This window comes from Pseudomonas sp. S3_B11, assembly GCF_054667715.1.
Genome location: NZ_CP162749.1, coordinates 3,178,090 through 3,194,389, shown reverse-complemented (window position 1 = coordinate 3,194,389; position 16,300 = coordinate 3,178,090). Strand labels below are relative to the sequence as shown.

General features: G+C 58.2%; 15 protein-coding genes and 3 pseudogenes. 16 read left to right on the top strand and 2 right to left on the bottom strand.

The window, feature by feature from the left end; translation table 11 throughout:
- Positions 1-3: 3 nt before the first annotated feature.
- Complete coding sequence (locus AB4O22_RS14420) at positions 4-366, bottom strand: hypothetical protein (protein ID WP_013692977.1); 363 nt, start codon at positions 364-366, stop codon at positions 4-6.
- 106 nt (positions 367-472) lie between these two features.
- Between AB4O22_RS14420 and AB4O22_RS14415 the strand changes: the two genes are divergently transcribed.
- The 3 genes from AB4O22_RS14415 to AB4O22_RS14405 all read left to right on the top strand — a co-directional run bounded on the left by AB4O22_RS14415 (position 473) and on the right by AB4O22_RS14405 (position 2,661).
- Positions 473-769: a metal-sensing transcriptional repressor gene (locus AB4O22_RS14415; protein WP_013692978.1), complete on the top strand. Its 297-nt coding sequence runs from the start codon at positions 473-475 to the stop codon at positions 767-769.
- 171 nt (positions 770-940) lie between these two features.
- Positions 941-1,912, top strand: a complete 972-nt coding sequence (locus AB4O22_RS14410) for a nickel/cobalt efflux transporter (protein WP_460096565.1) — start codon at positions 941-943, stop codon at positions 1,910-1,912.
- 5 nt (positions 1,913-1,917) lie between these two features.
- Positions 1,918-2,661, top strand: coding sequence for a TraX family protein (locus AB4O22_RS14405; protein ID WP_460096564.1), 744 nt, complete (start codon positions 1,918-1,920; stop codon positions 2,659-2,661).
- A 39-nt stretch (positions 2,662-2,700) separates the two neighbouring features.
- Here the strand turns inward: AB4O22_RS14405 and AB4O22_RS14400 are convergent, their stop codons facing one another.
- The gene (locus tag AB4O22_RS14400) at positions 2,701-4,008 is read right to left on the bottom strand and encodes an MFS transporter (protein ID WP_013692982.1); all 1,308 of its coding nucleotides are present in this window, start codon (positions 4,006-4,008) and stop codon (positions 2,701-2,703) included.
- A gap of 192 nt (positions 4,009-4,200) precedes the next feature.
- On the opposite strand from AB4O22_RS14400, the gene AB4O22_RS14395 reads away from it, so the two are divergent.
- The 13 genes and pseudogenes from AB4O22_RS14395 (at position 4,201) to AB4O22_RS14335 (ending at position 16,299) form a co-directional block, all read left to right on the top strand.
- Positions 4,201-4,290, top strand: a complete 90-nt coding sequence (locus AB4O22_RS14395) for a YHYH domain-containing protein (RefSeq protein WP_100264172.1) — start codon at positions 4,201-4,203, stop codon at positions 4,288-4,290.
- 543 nt (positions 4,291-4,833) lie between these two features.
- Positions 4,834-6,075, top strand: a complete 1,242-nt coding sequence (locus AB4O22_RS14390) for an HD-GYP domain-containing protein (protein WP_223471279.1) — start codon at positions 4,834-4,836, stop codon at positions 6,073-6,075.
- Between the two features lie 830 nt (positions 6,076-6,905).
- Positions 6,906-7,508: pseudogene (locus AB4O22_RS14385) on the top strand (methyl-accepting chemotaxis protein); the annotation flags it as partial.
- Between the two features lie 11 nt (positions 7,509-7,519).
- Positions 7,520-7,888 (top strand): response regulator, encoded by a 369-nt coding sequence (locus tag AB4O22_RS14380; RefSeq protein ID WP_013692986.1) that lies wholly within the window; start codon positions 7,520-7,522, stop codon positions 7,886-7,888.
- A 32-nt stretch (positions 7,889-7,920) separates the two neighbouring features.
- Complete coding sequence (locus AB4O22_RS14375; protein WP_013692987.1) at positions 7,921-8,238, top strand: STAS domain-containing protein; 318 nt, start codon at positions 7,921-7,923, stop codon at positions 8,236-8,238.
- A gap of 16 nt (positions 8,239-8,254) precedes the next feature.
- A complete protein-coding gene (locus AB4O22_RS14370) occupies positions 8,255-10,381 on the top strand; it encodes a chemotaxis protein CheA (RefSeq protein WP_223471278.1) in 2,127 nt (708 codons plus the stop codon).
- A gap of 24 nt (positions 10,382-10,405) precedes the next feature.
- Positions 10,406-11,410: pseudogene (locus AB4O22_RS14365) on the top strand (methyl-accepting chemotaxis protein); the annotation flags it as partial.
- A 33-nt stretch (positions 11,411-11,443) separates the two neighbouring features.
- Positions 11,444-12,796: pseudogene (locus tag AB4O22_RS14360) on the top strand (methyl-accepting chemotaxis protein); the annotation flags it as partial.
- Between the two features lie 3 nt (positions 12,797-12,799).
- Positions 12,800-13,312 (top strand): chemotaxis protein CheW, encoded by a 513-nt coding sequence (locus AB4O22_RS14355; protein ID WP_013692990.1) that lies wholly within the window; start codon positions 12,800-12,802, stop codon positions 13,310-13,312.
- 75 nt (positions 13,313-13,387) lie between these two features.
- On the top strand, positions 13,388-13,912 hold the full coding sequence (locus AB4O22_RS14350; RefSeq protein WP_013692991.1) for a chemotaxis protein CheW: 525 nt from the start codon (positions 13,388-13,390) through the stop codon (positions 13,910-13,912).
- Entirely contained in the window at positions 13,909-14,712 is an 804-nt protein-coding gene (locus AB4O22_RS14345; protein ID WP_367859556.1) for a CheR family methyltransferase, read from the top strand. Before AB4O22_RS14350 ends, AB4O22_RS14345 begins: the two co-directional genes overlap by 4 nt.
- A gap of 61 nt (positions 14,713-14,773) precedes the next feature.
- Positions 14,774-15,226: a chemotaxis protein CheD gene (locus AB4O22_RS14340; protein WP_460096563.1), complete on the top strand. Its 453-nt coding sequence runs from the start codon at positions 14,774-14,776 to the stop codon at positions 15,224-15,226.
- Positions 15,223-16,299, top strand: coding sequence for a protein-glutamate methylesterase/protein-glutamine glutaminase (locus AB4O22_RS14335; protein WP_367859558.1), 1,077 nt, complete (start codon positions 15,223-15,225; stop codon positions 16,297-16,299). Before AB4O22_RS14340 ends, AB4O22_RS14335 begins: the two co-directional genes overlap by 4 nt.
- Position 16,300: the final 1 nt, after the last annotated feature.

Here is a 16,300-nt window from a genome sequence, read left to right as displayed (position 1 = left end):
ATGTCAGGAGGCAAGCGAAGGACGAGGTGGACGTTCGATCAGAAAAATGGGCGCACGAGGAACGGTGTAACCGAGAACCTCGGTTTGTGGAGAGCGTTGTAGCTGGGCCGCCAGGATCAGCGTGGCGGCGAGTTGCGGCGTCTCGTGCTGATGGTCGGGCGTCAGGGGAGAGTGATAGTGATCCGAGCAGTTTGAACAAGACACGTTGGTCTGCTCATCATGGGAATGGTGATGAGCATCTTGCGCGACATCCCAGGAGGGCTGTTGCGACATCATGGACAACGTACGGGTATGCCCGGCCCAGGCCATGAACATGGCGAAAGCCAACGCCAATACCACCGCCGTTGTCAGTGTTCTGCTGAACATAATGATCGTGTTTCGACTCGTTATTCTGGGTCGTGATACGTTTGCCATATCCCCTATGGGGGGATAGGATTGTCAGCGTAATTCATTGAAGTCCGAGACTCAAGTCATGAGTGACGAGCACGAACACAGTCATCCCCATACCCACCAAAGCCATGATGCGATCATCAAGCGCCTCAAGCGGGCGGACGGTCACCTGCGCAGCATCATCCTCATGATCGAAGAGGGACGTGAGTGCGTGGATATCGCCCAGCAGCTGCATGCGGTGGAAAAAGCGGTGTGCCAGGCCAAGCGGACCTTGATTCAGGATCACATTGATCATTGCCTGGAAGACACCGTTTCGGCGCTGAACAAGGGTGAGCGCGCGCCGCTGGAAGCCTTCAAACAAATCACCAAGTACCTCTAAGCCCCCCATGCCCAATTTTGCCGAATTGCTGCAACAGGGTGGCGCTAACGCCTGGCTGTATTTTCCCAGCGCAATCTTGCTGGGCGCCTTGCATGGCCTGGAACCCGGCCATTCGAAAACCATGATGGCGGCATTTATAGTGGCTATTCGGGGCTCGGTGAAACAGGCAGTTTGCTGGGTTTGGCGGCGACGCTGTCCCACACGGCCGTGGTATGGTTGGTCGCCATCGGTGGCATGTACCTGGGCCAGGGGCTGGATGCCAAAACCACGGAACCTTACTTCCAGCTCGCATCGGCTGCGCTGATCATCGTCATTGCGCTATGGATGTTGTGGCGTACCTGGCGTGGCGAACAGATGTTCAAGTTCGAGCAGGCTGATGAGCATCATCACGGCGAACATGACCATGGACATCATGATGAAACCCATCGCATCGATACCGGCCATGGCCGTGTCGAACTTTCGATCTTCGAGCAAGGCATGCCACCCCGCTGGCGCCTGAAAACGTTGACCGGACATGCCTGGTCCGCCGAGGACGTTTGCCTGACGACCACTCGCGCCGATGGAGGCGTTCAGACGTTCTCATTTGTCGAACGCGATGGATTTCTGGAGTCGACGGTCGATATTCCCGAGCCCCATGAGTTCAGCGCTCGCTTGAGCCTGGGGCATGGGGGGCATTCCCACGATTACGACCTTGAGTATCAAGAGCATGATCATGGGCATGAGCATTCCGAACTGGAGGGCCTGGAACTGTCATTGGAGGGTTACCAGGACGCCCACGAACGGGCGCATGCCAACGATATCCGCAAGCGCTTTACCAATCGCAAAGTGACCACGGGCCAGATCATTGTGTTCGGCCTGACGGGTGGGCTGATTCCTTGTCCCGCCGCGATTACCGTGCTGCTGCTCTGTCTTCAGGTCAAGGAGGTTGCGCTGGGCGGCATGCTTGTCTTGTGCTTCAGCATCGGCTTGGCTATCACCCTGGTTACCGTGGGAGTGGCCGCGGCCATTGGCGCACGACAGGCCTCCAATCGCTGGCCATGGCTGGGCACCGTTGCGCGGCGGGCTCCTTATTTGTCCAGTGTGTTGATCATTGGTGTCGGTCTGTACGTGGGCATTCACGGCTGGAGCGGTTTGAACGCATAAGGCTTATGACTGAGACTTGCCCAGTTCTGAATCCCTCGTTGAAAGGTCGCAGCGCCAGCCTTGATCTGATCAAATGGTTGGCGATGCTGACAATGGTCATCGATCATTTGCGGTTGGTGTGGCCGGAGCTGAGCACGCCGTTCATTCCAGGGCGGCTCTCTTTCCCGCTGTTTTGTGTCGCCATAGCGGCCAACGTCGCGCGGTCCAGACGTGGTGAATGGCTGACTTACAAGAACGGACGCTATCTCGCCTTGATGTTGTTGTTCGCAGCCATTTCGCAGGTGCCTTATCGCATGATCAGCACCTCGGGCTCATACAACGTGTTGCTGACTCTGGCGCTGGGGCTGGTTGTGGCCTGGGGGGGCCACCATCGGACATTCTTGAGTGGCGCCATGGCGTTATTCGCTGGCGCCATCGCGAGTGCGCTGGATGATCCGCTGATGTTTGGTTTCTACGGAGTCCTTGTCCCGGCCTCGGTCTTGTTGGTGATCAACAAGCCTACTGTGCTGTGGCTGTTGCCAGCGACTCTGTGTGTGTTGATCAATACCCGAAGCAGCATTGTCAGCCGGGCGCTGGATTTTGAACTCTATTCGTTATTGGTTCTGGGCACGGCTTTTGCGGCTCCGCTGATCGGACTCTGGCTGTTTCGCCAGAGGTTAAGCTTCAACGTCTGGCCAGTGGGGCAATGGGGGTACTGGTTTTACCCAGGCCACCTTGCCGCCCTGCAAGCTGTGCGTTTACTGGTTTGACGGCGCCCGGCCAGTTTCTGAAGATCGTTGAACTCATGATCAGTTATTTGGCCACCGGCGATGCTGATCATCAATCACGTATGGGTGTTCGTGCTCAATACCCTCACCGCCCAAGTGGGAGTGATCCTGCGCAAGGTTTTCGTGAGTGTGTTTGATCGAGTCCTGATCATGGACAGGACGCCAGATCACCACGCTGACTAACAATGCGCCACCGGCCACCAGGGCTAGCCCGAAAAATGCAGCCGTCAAGCTGACGTCGGCGCCCAGCCACCCTGCCAATGGATAGGTAATCAACCAACAGGCATGGGACAACGCGAACTGGGCAGCAAAGAGCGCAGGGCGGTCTTCAGTATGTGCCGAGCGACGCAGCAGCCGGCCACTCGGGGTCTGTGCCAGCGAATAGCCTACCCCCAGCACCATCCAAAGCGGCAGCAGGAAATTGTAGGTGGTCAGGTTGATGCCCATGGCCAGACCGATAACCAGTATCCCACCGCCGAACAGCATGGCTGTTCGGTCCTTGATATCTTTCAACAACCGAGGCAACACCAAGGCAGCGATCATGGAGCCGCCACCGAACGCGGCCAGCGCCAGTGCCGTGGAAGTTTGAGGCAACGCGAAACGCGATTGGACCAGCACCACCGTATTGACGATGACCATGGCGCTGGCGGCCGCTACCGTCAGGTTCAACGCCAACAGTCCGCGCAAGCGAGGCGTCGCCAGGAAGATGCGCATGCCGCGGGTGGTTCGTTCGTAGATGCTGCGTTTGGGTGTTGGCTTCGCTTTCGGTAGCGATACTGTCGCGACCAGGGCCGCCGAAGCGAGGAAACCGATAACGGTGCCGGCGAACAGATTATGGAAACTGATCACGGTCAGCAATGCAGCGGCGAGCATAGGGCTGGCAACACTTTCGAGGTCATAGGCCAGTCGCGACAAAGACAAGGCCCGGGTGTATTCGTCCTCATCGGGCAGGATGTCGGGAATGGTCGCTTGAAAGGTTGGAGTGAACGCGGCCGAGGCCGATTGCAGGATGAAAATCAGCACATAGACCTGCCAGATCTCCGTCACAAACGGCAGGGCAAGGGCGACCAAAGCACGTACCAAGTCCAGCGAGACCAGCATTGCCTTGCGTGGCAGGCGTTCTGCAAAAGCCGCAGCAATCGGTGCAACGCCAATATAGGCTGTCATCTTGATCGCCAACGCTGTGCCGAGGACTGCACCCGCTTGGGCTCCCGCAAGGTCGAAGGCCAGCAGCCCCAATGCAACGGTGGCAAGCCCCGTACCTACCAACGCAATGATTTGAGCCAGGAACAGATGCCGGTAGGTTCGATTGGCGAGTATTTTCAGCATGGGGCATCTCACAGGGGAGGGCGTGTGATCACTTGATTGTCGAGTTACGCTTGAGAAAAGTGTTCGTTCTCAAGGAACGCAATATCCTCCTAGGGAGGATATGAGGCCATCCTAAACCAGAGGCCCTGGTGGCTCAAGAAGTAGCTAAACGAACCTTTCGTCGAACACTCGACAGAGGAATGAAGTAGCTGCATTTCTGTCACTGCCTTCGCCCATAGTGGTGGCACTGATGCAAAAGGTTGTCACCGCAACCACAAGACCAACGATTACCACTGCCACTAAAGATAAAAAGCCCAGCGTCAGGCTGGGTGTCGGTACGAACTGGCCTCCTCACATGTGCGGAGGCCAGTTATGTGATTCGCCCAGAAAATCCTTAGGCGGGTGGTCTGGCAGGTCCAGTGCCTGCCAGAGATAGTCAGTCAGTCTCCCGTGCTCTAGCGCAACAGATGCACGGCCAAGCCGACAAGTGCACAGGCCATCAAAACCCAGGACGGCAGCCCCCGAAGCCTTTAGGGCGCGCCAAGCGGGCATGCGCTTCGTCGCGTTTGCGGTTGGCAGTGACCAGGTGAGCTGAGCATCAGGTGTTTGTCTAGGCGCTCCCAACTGCCCTAAACACGGAAAATGAAGCGAATTGAGAGCTTGCAAAGTAGGAAAATCCCTACACGACCCTCTGTATTTCCTAGCCCTAAATAAGATTGCTCCGATTATATAGTTGATGGCACCTGGCTATTATTCAAGCGCTAGGGTGGCATCCTGGTGCGTATCCAAGACAATCGCGCTTCGGGCAATTCAGGAAGCGGTTGCGGACAGAGGAGGATCTGTGTCGTGTTGAGGCATATCGGTGTAACCGATCTTTGCGTAGGAATGTATGTCCAGGAACTCTCCGGTTCCTGTGTAGAGCGTCCATTCTGGAACAAAAGCTTCCTGATTCAGAATGAGGAGGTGCTGGAGAAAGTCCTTGCCTCGGACATTGTTGGTGCGTGGATCGACCTGTCCAAGGGGGCGGACGTGCAAGCCTCTGCGCCTGATGAAAACACTGTGCAGGCTCAGCAGCCCCCACGCTTGTCGACCCGATCATGCACCGAAGTACCCAGGCCGCGTCCGAGGGTGGCAATGAGCGAAGAGTTGTTGAGGGCGGTCAACCTTTGCTCCAGTTCCAAGGCGGCGGTCATGGAGATGTTCGGCGACTTGCGCATGGGACGGATCGTTCAACTGAATCAAGTCACGGACATGGTTGGTGAAATCTCCGACTCGCTGTTACGTCATCCTGATGCACTGCTCAGCCTGGTGCGTCTCAAGACTGCCGATGAATATACCTACATGCATTCCGTAGCGGTCTGTGGGTTGATGATTGGTTTGGCACGTCAGCTGGATTTACCGCCGCAACTGGTACAAGAAGCCGGGCTGGCGGGCTTGCTGCATGACGTGGGCAAGATGGTGATACCCACCGCCATCCTGGCGAAACCATTGCCCTTGAATGACACCGAACACATGACGATGCGCACACATCCCGAGGCGGGTGCCAGGCTGCTGGCGGACAGCAGACATTTCACTTCCCGGGTGCAGGACGTTTGCCTGCATCACCATGAGAAGGTCGACGGCAGTGGCTATCCCCATAAGTTATGTGGCACCCAGATCAGTCTATTCGCGCGCATGGCCGCTGTCTGTGATGTGTATGACGCCGTGACGTCTGACCGTCCTTATCGGGATCGCTGGGGCCCCGCTGAATCGATTCGTAAAATGGCGGGATGGAACGGGCATTTCGATCAGAAAGTGTTTCACGCCTTCGTCAAATGCATTGGTATCTATCCGGTTGGTGCTTTGGTACGCCTTCAAAGTGGCAGGTTGGCGGTGGTAATGGAGCAACACGCCGATTATTTGCTCACGCCCAGGGTGAAGGTTTTCTACTCGGCGGCGAGTCGTACGCCGCTGCCTCCCGAATCTATTGATCTGGCCTGTGGGCAGGACAGCATCGTCAGCATTGAGTCGGAGAGGACCTGGGGCTTCAAGAGCCTTGAAGCGCTCTGGGTGGGCACGGGGCAGGGCAGCGAGTCGCGATTCGGATGACGCCTGCGAGTTCGAGTTTTTTTACCAGCGCCTGTCGCTGGTTTTTTTTGCTGTCGTTTTGGGGGCCTGTCACTGTCGGGTAGGAATTCTCCTACCGCACCAACCGCAATCCTTAGGTGTAAATCAGGATGCTCCGATAGTTTCACGGCCATCACTTGGCCATTATTTCTCCAGGCCAACAAAAACCGGGCATCCCAATCGTGGATGTCTTGCGCGGGGTCCCGTCGGATCCGCACTGAACTGGAGAGATGAAGGTGAAAGGACAGGTAATTTCCTCCCCCCTGATCTTGATGCTGCCCGCGGGACTGACGGGAGTTTTCGGTTGTGTCGCGATTCTGGTCAGCACGGACTTCAGTCTGCGCAGTGCAGCCAGTTGCGCGCTGGTCTTGCTTGGCGCGTTGCTGATGGGTGTGTGGAGCCGGCGTTTATTGAGCAGTCGGCAGCACGCACAGCAAGGCGATGATCAGCCACTTCACCTTCCGCTGACCGCTTCGCCGGATGAAGGATTGGGCGAGGTATGCGCACAGGTACTGCCGATCTGGAGCCAGCAGATCGATGCAGCGCGCATCCTCAGCGAGGAGTCGATCCTCAAGCTGAGTAACCGCTTCGCGACGCTGTCGGGAGACATCAGTGCTTCTGCTTCCCAAGGGGCGAGCCAGAGCTCGGGTACACGGTTGCTGGAAATTCTTGAGGTCGGCCAGCGGGACCTGGACTCGATCATGGTTGCCCTTCGCGATGCGCTGTTGCGCAAGGAGTCGCAACTCAAGGAGGTATTGCTTCTTTCCGACTTCACCTCTCAATTGCAGGAGATGGCCAAGTTCGTCGGTGATATTGCCCAGCAGACCAATCTGTTGGCACTCAACGCCGCGATTGAAGCGGCGCGGGCAGGGGATGCCGGACGCGGCTTCGCGGTAGTGGCGGATGAAGTGCGCAAGCTGTCCAGTCTATCCGGGGAGACGGGGCAGAAAATCAGCGAAACGGTCAATGCCGTCAACGCTGCCATCTCTCGCACCGTCGAGCTGTCTCAGCACCAGGCGCAGCAGGATTCGCAAACCCTGGCTCATTCGGAGCAACTGGTGTTCCAGGTGATCGAGCACTTCCGGCACAACGCCCAGGCCATTGTCGATACCAGCAGCAGTCTTCAGCAGCAGAGCGAAAACGTTGCCACCGAGATATCGGGGGTACTGGTCGCCCTGCAGTTCCAGGATCGAGTCGGCCAGATGCTTTCCCTGGTCAACAACGACCTTGGCAAGCTGCATGGGCATATCGTCGAACGCCAGCAATTCGCGCTCGCCGGCGGCACACCGGCCCCAATCATCGCGGATGCCTGGCTTGAGCAATTGGCGAGCACCTACACCATGCCTGAACAGCATGCGATCCATCACGGTAAGCCTGTGGTGAGCAGCACTTCATCCGAGATCACTTTTTTCTAGGGAGTTTCCCCATGAGCAAAACCATCCTGATTGTCGATGACTCTGCCTCCATTCGCCAAGTGGTGAGCATCACCTTGAAGGGCGCCGGATACGAGGTCATCGAAGGTGTTGACGGTCGTGACGCCCTGACCAAGCTCGACGGACGCAAGATCCACTTGATTGTAAGTGACGTGAACATGCCGAACATGGACGGCCTCAGCTTCATCAAGGCAGCTAAACAACTGCCGGCCTACAAGTTCACGCCCGTGATCATGCTGACCACCGAAACCGGAGAGGCCATGAAGCAACAGGGCCAGGCCGTCGGTGCCAAGGCCTGGATGGTCAAGCCCTTCCAGCCGGCCCAGATGCTGGGTGCCGTCTCCAAACTGATCATGCCGTAGCGCCGCCCAGAGTCCCTGGAAAGGAGGTTGTCATGACAAATACCACGGCTTGTCTGCGTCGGATTCTGGTTCTCGAAGGGCCACTGACCATTTACACCGCCGCTGAACGCAAAGACCTGTTGCTGGAGCTGTTTCCGTTGGCTCAGGAAGTCGAAATGGATCTGGGCGGCGTGGACGAAATGGATACCGCCGGGCTCCAGCTGTTGGTGCTGATCAAACAGGAGTCGCTGCGCCATGGCTCCAACCTGCTGCTGAGCAACCCCAGTACGGCGGTGCTTGATGCACTGGACATGAGTGGGTTGCACAGCTTTTTCGACCAGTCGGCTCCGTCCCTTCAGCAGAGAGGTTGAAGCCATGAGTTCGCCCATGAATCTGGACGACGTGCTACGAACGTTCATCGCCGAAAGCCAGGAGCTTCTGCTCCTGATGGAAGAGGCGTTGCTGCAGATCGAACAGGCGCCGGATGATGTCGACACAATCAACGCCTTGTTTCGCGTCGCCCATACCATCAAAGGTTCTGCCGGCCTGTTTGGCTTCACGCCGATCGTTGCCTTTACCCATGTGGCAGAAAGCGTGCTGGATCGGGTCCGTGGACATGAACTGCGGGTCGACGAATCGCTGAGTGCCCTGTTCCTGGAAGTGCGGGACCACTTGTGCACGCTGATTGAATTGCTTGCCAGCCACGGTGACCTGCAAGGCATGACCGCAGAGCATGAGCGGCAGGGCGCGGCGTTGGTCGAGCGTCTTAACGGCTACCTTGAGCACCGTCACGAATCGGCGCCGTCCCTGGCAATGAGCGAGCCGCTGCAATCGACTTGTGCCGCCCGCTGGCACTTGTCCCTGCGCCTGTGTCCCGACGTCCTGCGCAACGGTATGGACCCGCTGTCGTTGCTGCGTTACCTCAACAGTTTCGGCCAGATCAGCACGGTCGTGTGCATCACCGATGGCATGCCGGATATTTCGACGATGGATCCGGAAACCTGTTACCTGGGGTTTGAGCTGGGGTTTGTCAGTGATGCCGAGCAGGCCACCATTGAAGGTGCGTTCGACTTCGTTCGTGAGGGCAGCCAGATCTGCGTGTTGCCGTGCAACGGCGACCTGGCAGGCTTCCGGGCGTTGATCGGCCGTCTCGATGCGGAGCCCGATGCCATGGTCGAAGCCTTTATCGCCTGTGGTTCCGTGCCACGTGACGGTTGGCAGGCGAGCCCGTCTTCAGATGAATCGACGACTGTCGCGGTGTCCGCCGTGGTACCAGACCAGGCGGCTCGCGATGATGTCACCAAGAACCGGGGAGCAAAAGAGGCCCGTCCGGCCGAAGGTAATCTGATTCGTGTCGACGCCGGAAAACTGGATCAATTGATCAACCTGGTGGGCGAACTGATCATCGCCGGTGCTGGTGCCAATCTGGGGGCGATCCAAAGCGGCATCAGCGAGCTGATTGAAGCGACAAGCTCGCTCTCGCGTCTTGTAGAGGAGGTGCGCGACTGCGCCCTGACCCTGCGAATGGTGCAGATCGGCGGCACATTCAACCGCTTCCAGCGGGTGGTGCGCGATGTCTCCAAGGAACTGGGCAAGGACATCGCCTTGCAGGTGCTCGGCGCCGAGACCGAGCTGGACAAGACCGTGGTCGAACGCATCGGCGATCCCCTGACCCACCTGGTGCGCAACGCCATGGACCACGGCATCGAACCCTCCCAACTGCGCCGCGAGCGCGGCAAGCCTGAACAGGGCACCGTTCGCCTCAATGCCTATCACGAGGCCAACAGCATCGTCATTGAAGTCAGTGACGACGGGGGTGGCCTGAACAAGCAACGCATCCTTGCCAAGGCGATTGAACGCGGCCTGGTTGCCGAAGGGCAACAGCTGGCCGACGGCGACATTCTCAATCTGATTTTCGAGCCAGGCTTCTCCACTGCCGATCAGGTCAGCAACCTGTCCGGGCGCGGCGTGGGAATGGACGTCGTCAAACGAAACATCGTCGCCCTGCGAGGCTCGGTCAACCTGGAAAGCGAGGAAGGGGTGGGCACCACGGTGCGTATCCGCCTGCCGCTGACCCTGGCCATCATCGATGGCTTTCTGATCGGGGTGGGCAATGCCTCTTATGTCTTGCCTCTGGACGTGGTTGAGGAGTGCATCGAGCTATCGACCGACGACTGCAGCGATCAGGACTTCCTGGACCTGCGGGGCTCGGTACTCCCAGTCCTGCGCCTGCGCGAGATGTTCGCCATCGATGAGCCTAACCATGGCCGTGAAAACATCGTGGTCGTGCATTACGCAGGGATGCGGGTGGGCCTGGTCGTCGATCAATTGCTCGGTGAGTTCCAGACAGTGATCAAGCCGTTGGGCAAGATTTTCGGTACAGCTCATGGACTGGGCGGCTTCACCATCCTGGGGAACGGAGCAGTAGCGTTGATCCTGGATATTCCAAAACTACTCGGGCAGGTCCCTAGCCGACAGAAGCACGGTGCGACCCTCAGCCCTGAATTGACTTAATCGTTCTCCCTGGAGTACAGCATCATGACCGTCAAAAAAAATATCTCGCTGCTGGTCGCCTCAGCTGTGTTGGGCATCCTGATCCTGGTCAGTCTCAGTCTTTATCTGATGGGTGGGGTCAGGACCACTGCCAGCTATGCACAAGTCAATACAGTGCCCAGCCTGCAGTTGCTGGATCAAGTGGCCCTGGCCCTGGCGGATAGCCGCAGCCGGCAATGGCAGAGTCTGTCCGGACCGGCCGGTAGTCCCCTGCAAAGCGACAAGGATACGGTGATCCAGGCGCTGGATCGCTACCAGAAAGAGTTCGTCTCCGATGATCATGATGCGACGCTGCTCAGCGCCTTGCGCAGCACGGTCAATGAATACAACCGAGGCATGGAACGTTTCGATAACGCCTTCAAGAATGCCGCCCCTGAAGCCCGTAGTTTATTGCTCGACCTGGAGGTGACGCGCGAAAAGGTCACTTCCGCCTTGAGCGATATCCGTCAGTACAACCTGGACCTGGGGCGTAAAAATGCGGTGATCGCGGCATCGACCGAACAGACGGCGATCTACAGCATCGCCTTGGTTGGCGGCGCCACCTTGCTGGTCATCTGCTTGATCGGTTTCTTCCTGGTACGCCGGCTGCTCCACACATTGGGTGGCGAGCCCGATGATCTTCGGCTGCTGGCCGAGCGGTTGGTGGCCGGGCAACTGGATGTACAGGGCAGCAACAATGGCCCTGAACGTACCGGGCTGATGGGCTCCATGGACCGGCTGGGCGGGACCTTGAATCAACTGATCGGCGAAATGAATCACATGTCCGCAGAGCATGACAAAGGCGACATCGACGTACAGATCGATGCGGCACGTTTTGCTGGCAGCTATGGGCTGATGGCCCAAGGCATCAACGATATGGTCAGTGGCCATATCAGCGTCAAGAAGCAAGCCATGGCCTGTATCAAGTCAATCAGCGAAGGCGATCTGCAGGCATCCCTGCAAGCGTTCCCCGGCAAGAAAGCCTTTATTAACGTCACCATCGAGCATCTTCGCAGCACCATTACGGCGTTGATCGAAGAGATGCGTCACATGTCGGACGAGCACGAGAAAGGCGACATTGATGTGCAGATCGACGTACAGCGATTCCAAGGCTCATACCGTCAGATTGCCCAGGGCATCAACGACATGGTCAATGGCCACATCAGCGTGAAAAAACAGGCCATGGCTTGCATACGTTCCTTCGGCGAAGGTGACCTGTCGGCACCCCTGGCCCGTTTCCCCGGCAAAAAAGCTTTCATCAACGACAACATCGAACAGTTGCGCAGCAACGTCCAGGCGCTGATCGAAGACACCCAGATGCTGAGCGAGAATGCCATGATCGGCAAGCTCGATACCCGTGCGGACAGCACCCGCCATCAAGGTGACTTCCGCCGCATCGTGGCGGGGATCAACAGCACCCTGGACTCTATCGTTGCCCCTCTCAACGAGGCGATGGCGGTCATGGTGGCCCTGTCCAGTGGTGACCTGACCCGCACCGTCAAAGGTGATTACCAGGGCAGCCTGCAAGACCTGAAGAATGCGGTCAACGAAACGGTGAGCAAGCTTTCGCAGATCATTGGCGAGGTGCGCAGTTCCGCCGATTCGCTGTCCAGTGCCTCGGAAGAAATTTCCGCCACGGCCCAGAGTATCAGCCAGTCGGCTTCGGTACAGGCAGCGTCGGTTGAAGAGACATCGGCGTCGATGGAACAGATGTCGGCGTCGATTTCCCAGAACACCGAGAATGCCAAAGTGACCGATGGCATGGCCGGCAAGGCGAGCAAGGAAGCGAGTGAAGGTGGACAGGCCGTCAAGGACACCGTCTCGGCCATGAAAACCATCGCCGAGAAAATAGGGATCGTCGACTCGATTGCCTACCAGACGAATCTGCTGGCGCTCAACGCGGCCATCGAAGCTGCCCGTGCCGGTGAGCACGGCAAAGGTTTCGCAGTCGTCGCCGCTGAGGTGCGCAAGCTCGCCGAACGCAGCCAGGTCGCGGCGCAGGAAATCGGCCAAGTGGCCAAGAACAGTGTTGCCCTGGCTGAGCGGGCCGGCAACCTGCTTGATGAAATCGTACCCTCGATTACCAAGACCTCTGATTTGGTCCAGGAGATTGCCGCTGCATCTGAAGAGCAGTCCATCGGCTCGGAGCAGATCAATACCGCCATGTCGCAGATGAGCCAGATCACTCAGCAAAACGCCTCGGCGTCCGAAGAGTTGGCTGCTACCGCCGAGGAAATGAGTAGCCAGGCCGAGCAGTTGCAAGAGTTGATGGGCTTTTTCACCCTGCATGGTCGGGTTGCGGTTTCTGCCGTACCACGGGCCGCATCTTCCAGTCTGGGCGGCATGCAAAGCAGTGAGCATGCCCAGGAAGGCGGTTTCATTCGCTTCGGGAGTTGAGCCATGGAACCTGCAGTCTTGAGCCATTTCGAGCGCGCACCGCAGAGTCCGTGTGACAGCGAATTCCTGCAATTCCTGACGTTCGTATCCGCCAGGGAGCTTTATGCGATCGATACCTTGTGCGTGCGAGAAATCATCGAGTACGGCCAGGTTACAAGCGTACCGATGATGCCGGATTTTATCCGCGGAGTGATCAATCTGCGCGGTTCGGTGGTGCCGGTGATCGATCTGCAGGCGCGCTTTAGCAGGGGCGCCACGCAGCAAGGCAGCAGGACCTGCATCGTTATCCTGGAACTGGTTCAGGAAGGCGAGCCGCAAGTGCTGGGTATCGTAGTCGACTCGGTGAGCGAGGTGATCGAAATCGAGTTGGCCGACATCAAGGCCGCTCCGGCGATCGGAAACCGGATCCGTGAAGACTTCATTCGAGGGATGGTCAAGGTGCGGGGTGCGTTCCTGACTGTGCTTCAGATCGACCAGGTGCTGTGTGTCAGTGAGATCGCCAGCCAGTTGCACTGAGTGGTAGCGCTCAGGCATGCCTACGTTGTCTTGAGATGGATGCTGCCGTCTACGGTGGATCCCGAGGAATGAACCATGTCCATATCTGCCTCGCGCTTGCCGGCCCCAGGGACGGCAGCGCCACAGTACCTGACCTTCAGCGTAGGCCAGGAGATGTTCGCGATAGGCACCCTGTGTGTACGGGAAATTGTCGAGTACGGTCCGATTACGCCGTTGCCGATGGCGCCGCCGAAGGTTCGCGGCATCACCAATCTGCGCGGAGCGGCCATTCCCGTGCTGGACCTCGGGCTATGTTTTGGCGGCGCCCAGACTTTGGAAAACCCACACACCTGCATCGTCATGCTGGAGGTCCACGGCAGCGGCGGCGCAGGCCTGGTGGGTATCATCGTGGACGCAGTCAGCGAAGTGCTGGAGATACCGGCCGAGCAGATCGAACCGGCTCCGGCACTCCAGGGGCGCCTTAGCCCTGCATTTGTGGTGGGGGTCGGCAAGCTCAGTGATCGTTTCGTCTTGTTGCTGGACATCGAGCACATGCTCAGTAGCGAGGACTGGTCGGCGCTGCTCCCTTCGAACGTCAACGCTGACGGGCCGAGACCATGAATGTCGTGCTCTCCGACAACGAGTTCCAGCAGTTTCGGGCAATGATTCACGAAATCGCCGGGATCAGCTTATCCGTTGCCAAGAAACAGCTGGTCAGTGGCCGCCTGGCCAAGCGCTTGCAGTTTTTCAACTTGACCACCTACGGCAGCTATTATCGCTTGTTGATGAAGGATCGGAGCGAGTTGCAAATGGCGGTGGACTTGCTGACCACCAACGAAACCTACTTTTTCCGCGAACCCAGGCATTTTGAGTTTCTGCGCCATGTGATTCTCCCCGAGCTGCGTGGCAATGGCCCGGTGCGCATCTGGAGTGGGGCCTGTTCCACGGGAGAAGAACCCTACACCCTGGCCATGGTGCTGGCCGACAGCCTGGGCACCCGGCCATGGGAGATCCTCGCTTCCGATATCAGCAGCCGGGTGCTGGAAAAAGCCCAGGGCGGACGCTACCCACTGGACGGTATCCGCGGCATTCCCGAGGCGCTGCTGAACAGGTACTGCCTGAGGGGCGTGGGCAGCAACAACGGGGTTTTCATGGTTGATCGCGCGTTGGCGTCACGTATCACGTTCACTTCGATCAACTTGAATAATGCACTGCCTTCGGTGGGGCAGTTCGACGTGATCTTCCTGCGCAATGTGATGATCTATTTCGATAACCAGACCAAGTCTGAGGTGGTGAGACGCTTGAGCAAACACCTGCGGCCAGGCGGCTACTTCATCGTGAGTCATTCAGAAAGCCTGAATGGCATCAGCGATGAATTGCAGTTGGTCAAACCGTCTATCTACCGCAAACCGGACGCTTGAGATGGCTCGGGTGATCGAATATTTCCTGCAACCCGGAGACGTGGTGTTTGGAGGGCACCAAATGCGCTTGTGTACCGTCCTGGGGTCCTGTGTCGCACTGGTGTTTTGGCATCCGCAACGCTTGTTCGGCGGCATGTGTCATTACATGCTGCCGCGGCAACGGTCGCAAGGCGCGGGCAACCTGAACGGTCGTTACGCAGCCGATGCGTTGGCGCTGCTGTTGGAGTGCATTCATCGCGCGGGGGCTCGGCCCGAACAGTTCGAGGTGAGCCTTTTTGGCGGGGCTGACATGTTTCCCGGGATCAAACGGTGCAACGGTATCGGGATTGGCCAACAGAACGTCAATGCCGCCAGAAGCCTGATCCAGGCCCATGGGTTGCAATGCCAGGTTTATCACGTAGGTGGCCGGGGGCATCGCCACCTGGTGTTCGATGTGGGCACCGGACGCCTTCAACTCAATCATGCCGATTCCGTGCGCAAAGTATTCGAATCGCCCAAGAGTAATGCCAGATGACGGATATCAAGGTGTTGATCGTTGATGATTCGGCGGTGGTGCGCCAGGTGCTAAGTGCGGCCCTGAACCAGGCCAGCGGTATCCAGGTTATCGACGTTGCCGTCGACCCGGTGTATGCCATGGAGAAGATGAGTAGGCAATGGCCTGACGTCATCGTACTGGACGTCGAGATGCCACGGATGGACGGCATTACCTTCCTGAAAAAACTGATGGCGCAAAAGCCTACGCCGGTGGTGATCTGTTCGACGCTGACCGAGAAGGGCGCCAAGACCACCTTGCAGGCACTGGCGGCAGGTGCCGTCAGCATCGTCACCAAGCCGCAGTCCAACCTTCGACAGTTCCTGACTGAAAGCGCAGACGATCTGATCCAGGCCGTCAGGGCCGCAGCAAAGGCCAACATGCGGCGCGTAGCGGGCGCCCGGGTGCCTGTTGACGTGCCGCCCCGGCTCAATGCCGACTCGATCTTGCCCCCTTCGTTGGTGGCCATGGCCCGCACGACTGAAAGCATCGTTGCCATTGGCACTTCCACCGGGGGCACGCAGGCTCTGGAACAGGTACTCCAAGGGTTGCCGCGGGTATGTCCGGGCATTGTCGTGGTGCAGCACATGCCAGAGAAATTTACCGCCGCATTCGCCGAGCGCCTCAATCACGTTTGCGAGATCGAGGTCCGGGAGGCTGTACAGGGCGATCGAATCATCCCCGGGCGTGCGCTGATCGCACCGGGTGGCACCCATATGCTGGTCAAGCGCAGCGGTGCCCAGTATCAGGTGGATATCGTGCAGGGGCCTGCGGTCAGTCGGCATCGACCCTCGGTGGATGTCCTGTTCCGTTCGGTCGCTCGTAGCGCCGGCAGCAATGCCCTTGGAATCATCATGACGGGCATGGGAGATGATGGTGCTCGTGGCCTCAAGGAAATGCGCGATGCCGGCGCCAGGACCCTGGGGCAGGATGAAGACTCTTGTGTGGTGTATGGAATGCCACGGGAGGCCTTCAAGCTGGGAGCGGTCGAGCGCGAGTTGCCATTGGAGCAGATTGCTTCGGCCATCCTTGGCGTTCGCGGACATCAGCCCTGAG

Bases quoted from the DNA above. Each gene is read 5' to 3' on its own strand.
- AB4O22_RS14345 (WP_367859556.1), top strand. From the start codon at position 13,909: ATGAATGTCGTGCTCTCCGACAACGAGTTCCAGCAGTTTCGGGCAATG.
- AB4O22_RS14335 (WP_367859558.1), top strand. From the start codon at position 15,223: ATGACGGATATCAAGGTGTTGATCGTTGATGATTCGGCGGTGGTGCGC.
- AB4O22_RS14375 (WP_013692987.1), top strand. From the start codon at position 7,921: ATGACAAATACCACGGCTTGTCTGCGTCGGATTCTGGTTCTCGAAGGG.
- AB4O22_RS14405 (WP_460096564.1), top strand. From the start codon at position 1,918: ATGACTGAGACTTGCCCAGTTCTGAATCCCTCGTTGAAAGGTCGCAGC.
- AB4O22_RS14380 (WP_013692986.1), top strand. From the start codon at position 7,520: ATGAGCAAAACCATCCTGATTGTCGATGACTCTGCCTCCATTCGCCAA.
- AB4O22_RS14420 (WP_013692977.1), bottom strand. From the start codon at position 366: ATGTTCAGCAGAACACTGACAACGGCGGTGGTATTGGCGTTGGCTTTC.
- AB4O22_RS14370 (WP_223471278.1), top strand. From the start codon at position 8,255: ATGAATCTGGACGACGTGCTACGAACGTTCATCGCCGAAAGCCAGGAG.
- AB4O22_RS14415 (WP_013692978.1), top strand. From the start codon at position 473: ATGAGTGACGAGCACGAACACAGTCATCCCCATACCCACCAAAGCCAT.
- AB4O22_RS14355 (WP_013692990.1), top strand. From the start codon at position 12,800: ATGGAACCTGCAGTCTTGAGCCATTTCGAGCGCGCACCGCAGAGTCCG.
- AB4O22_RS14400 (WP_013692982.1), bottom strand. From the start codon at position 4,008: ATGCTGAAAATACTCGCCAATCGAACCTACCGGCATCTGTTCCTGGCT.
- AB4O22_RS14340 (WP_460096563.1), top strand. From the start codon at position 14,774: ATGCGCTTGTGTACCGTCCTGGGGTCCTGTGTCGCACTGGTGTTTTGG.
- AB4O22_RS14350 (WP_013692991.1), top strand. From the start codon at position 13,388: ATGTCCATATCTGCCTCGCGCTTGCCGGCCCCAGGGACGGCAGCGCCA.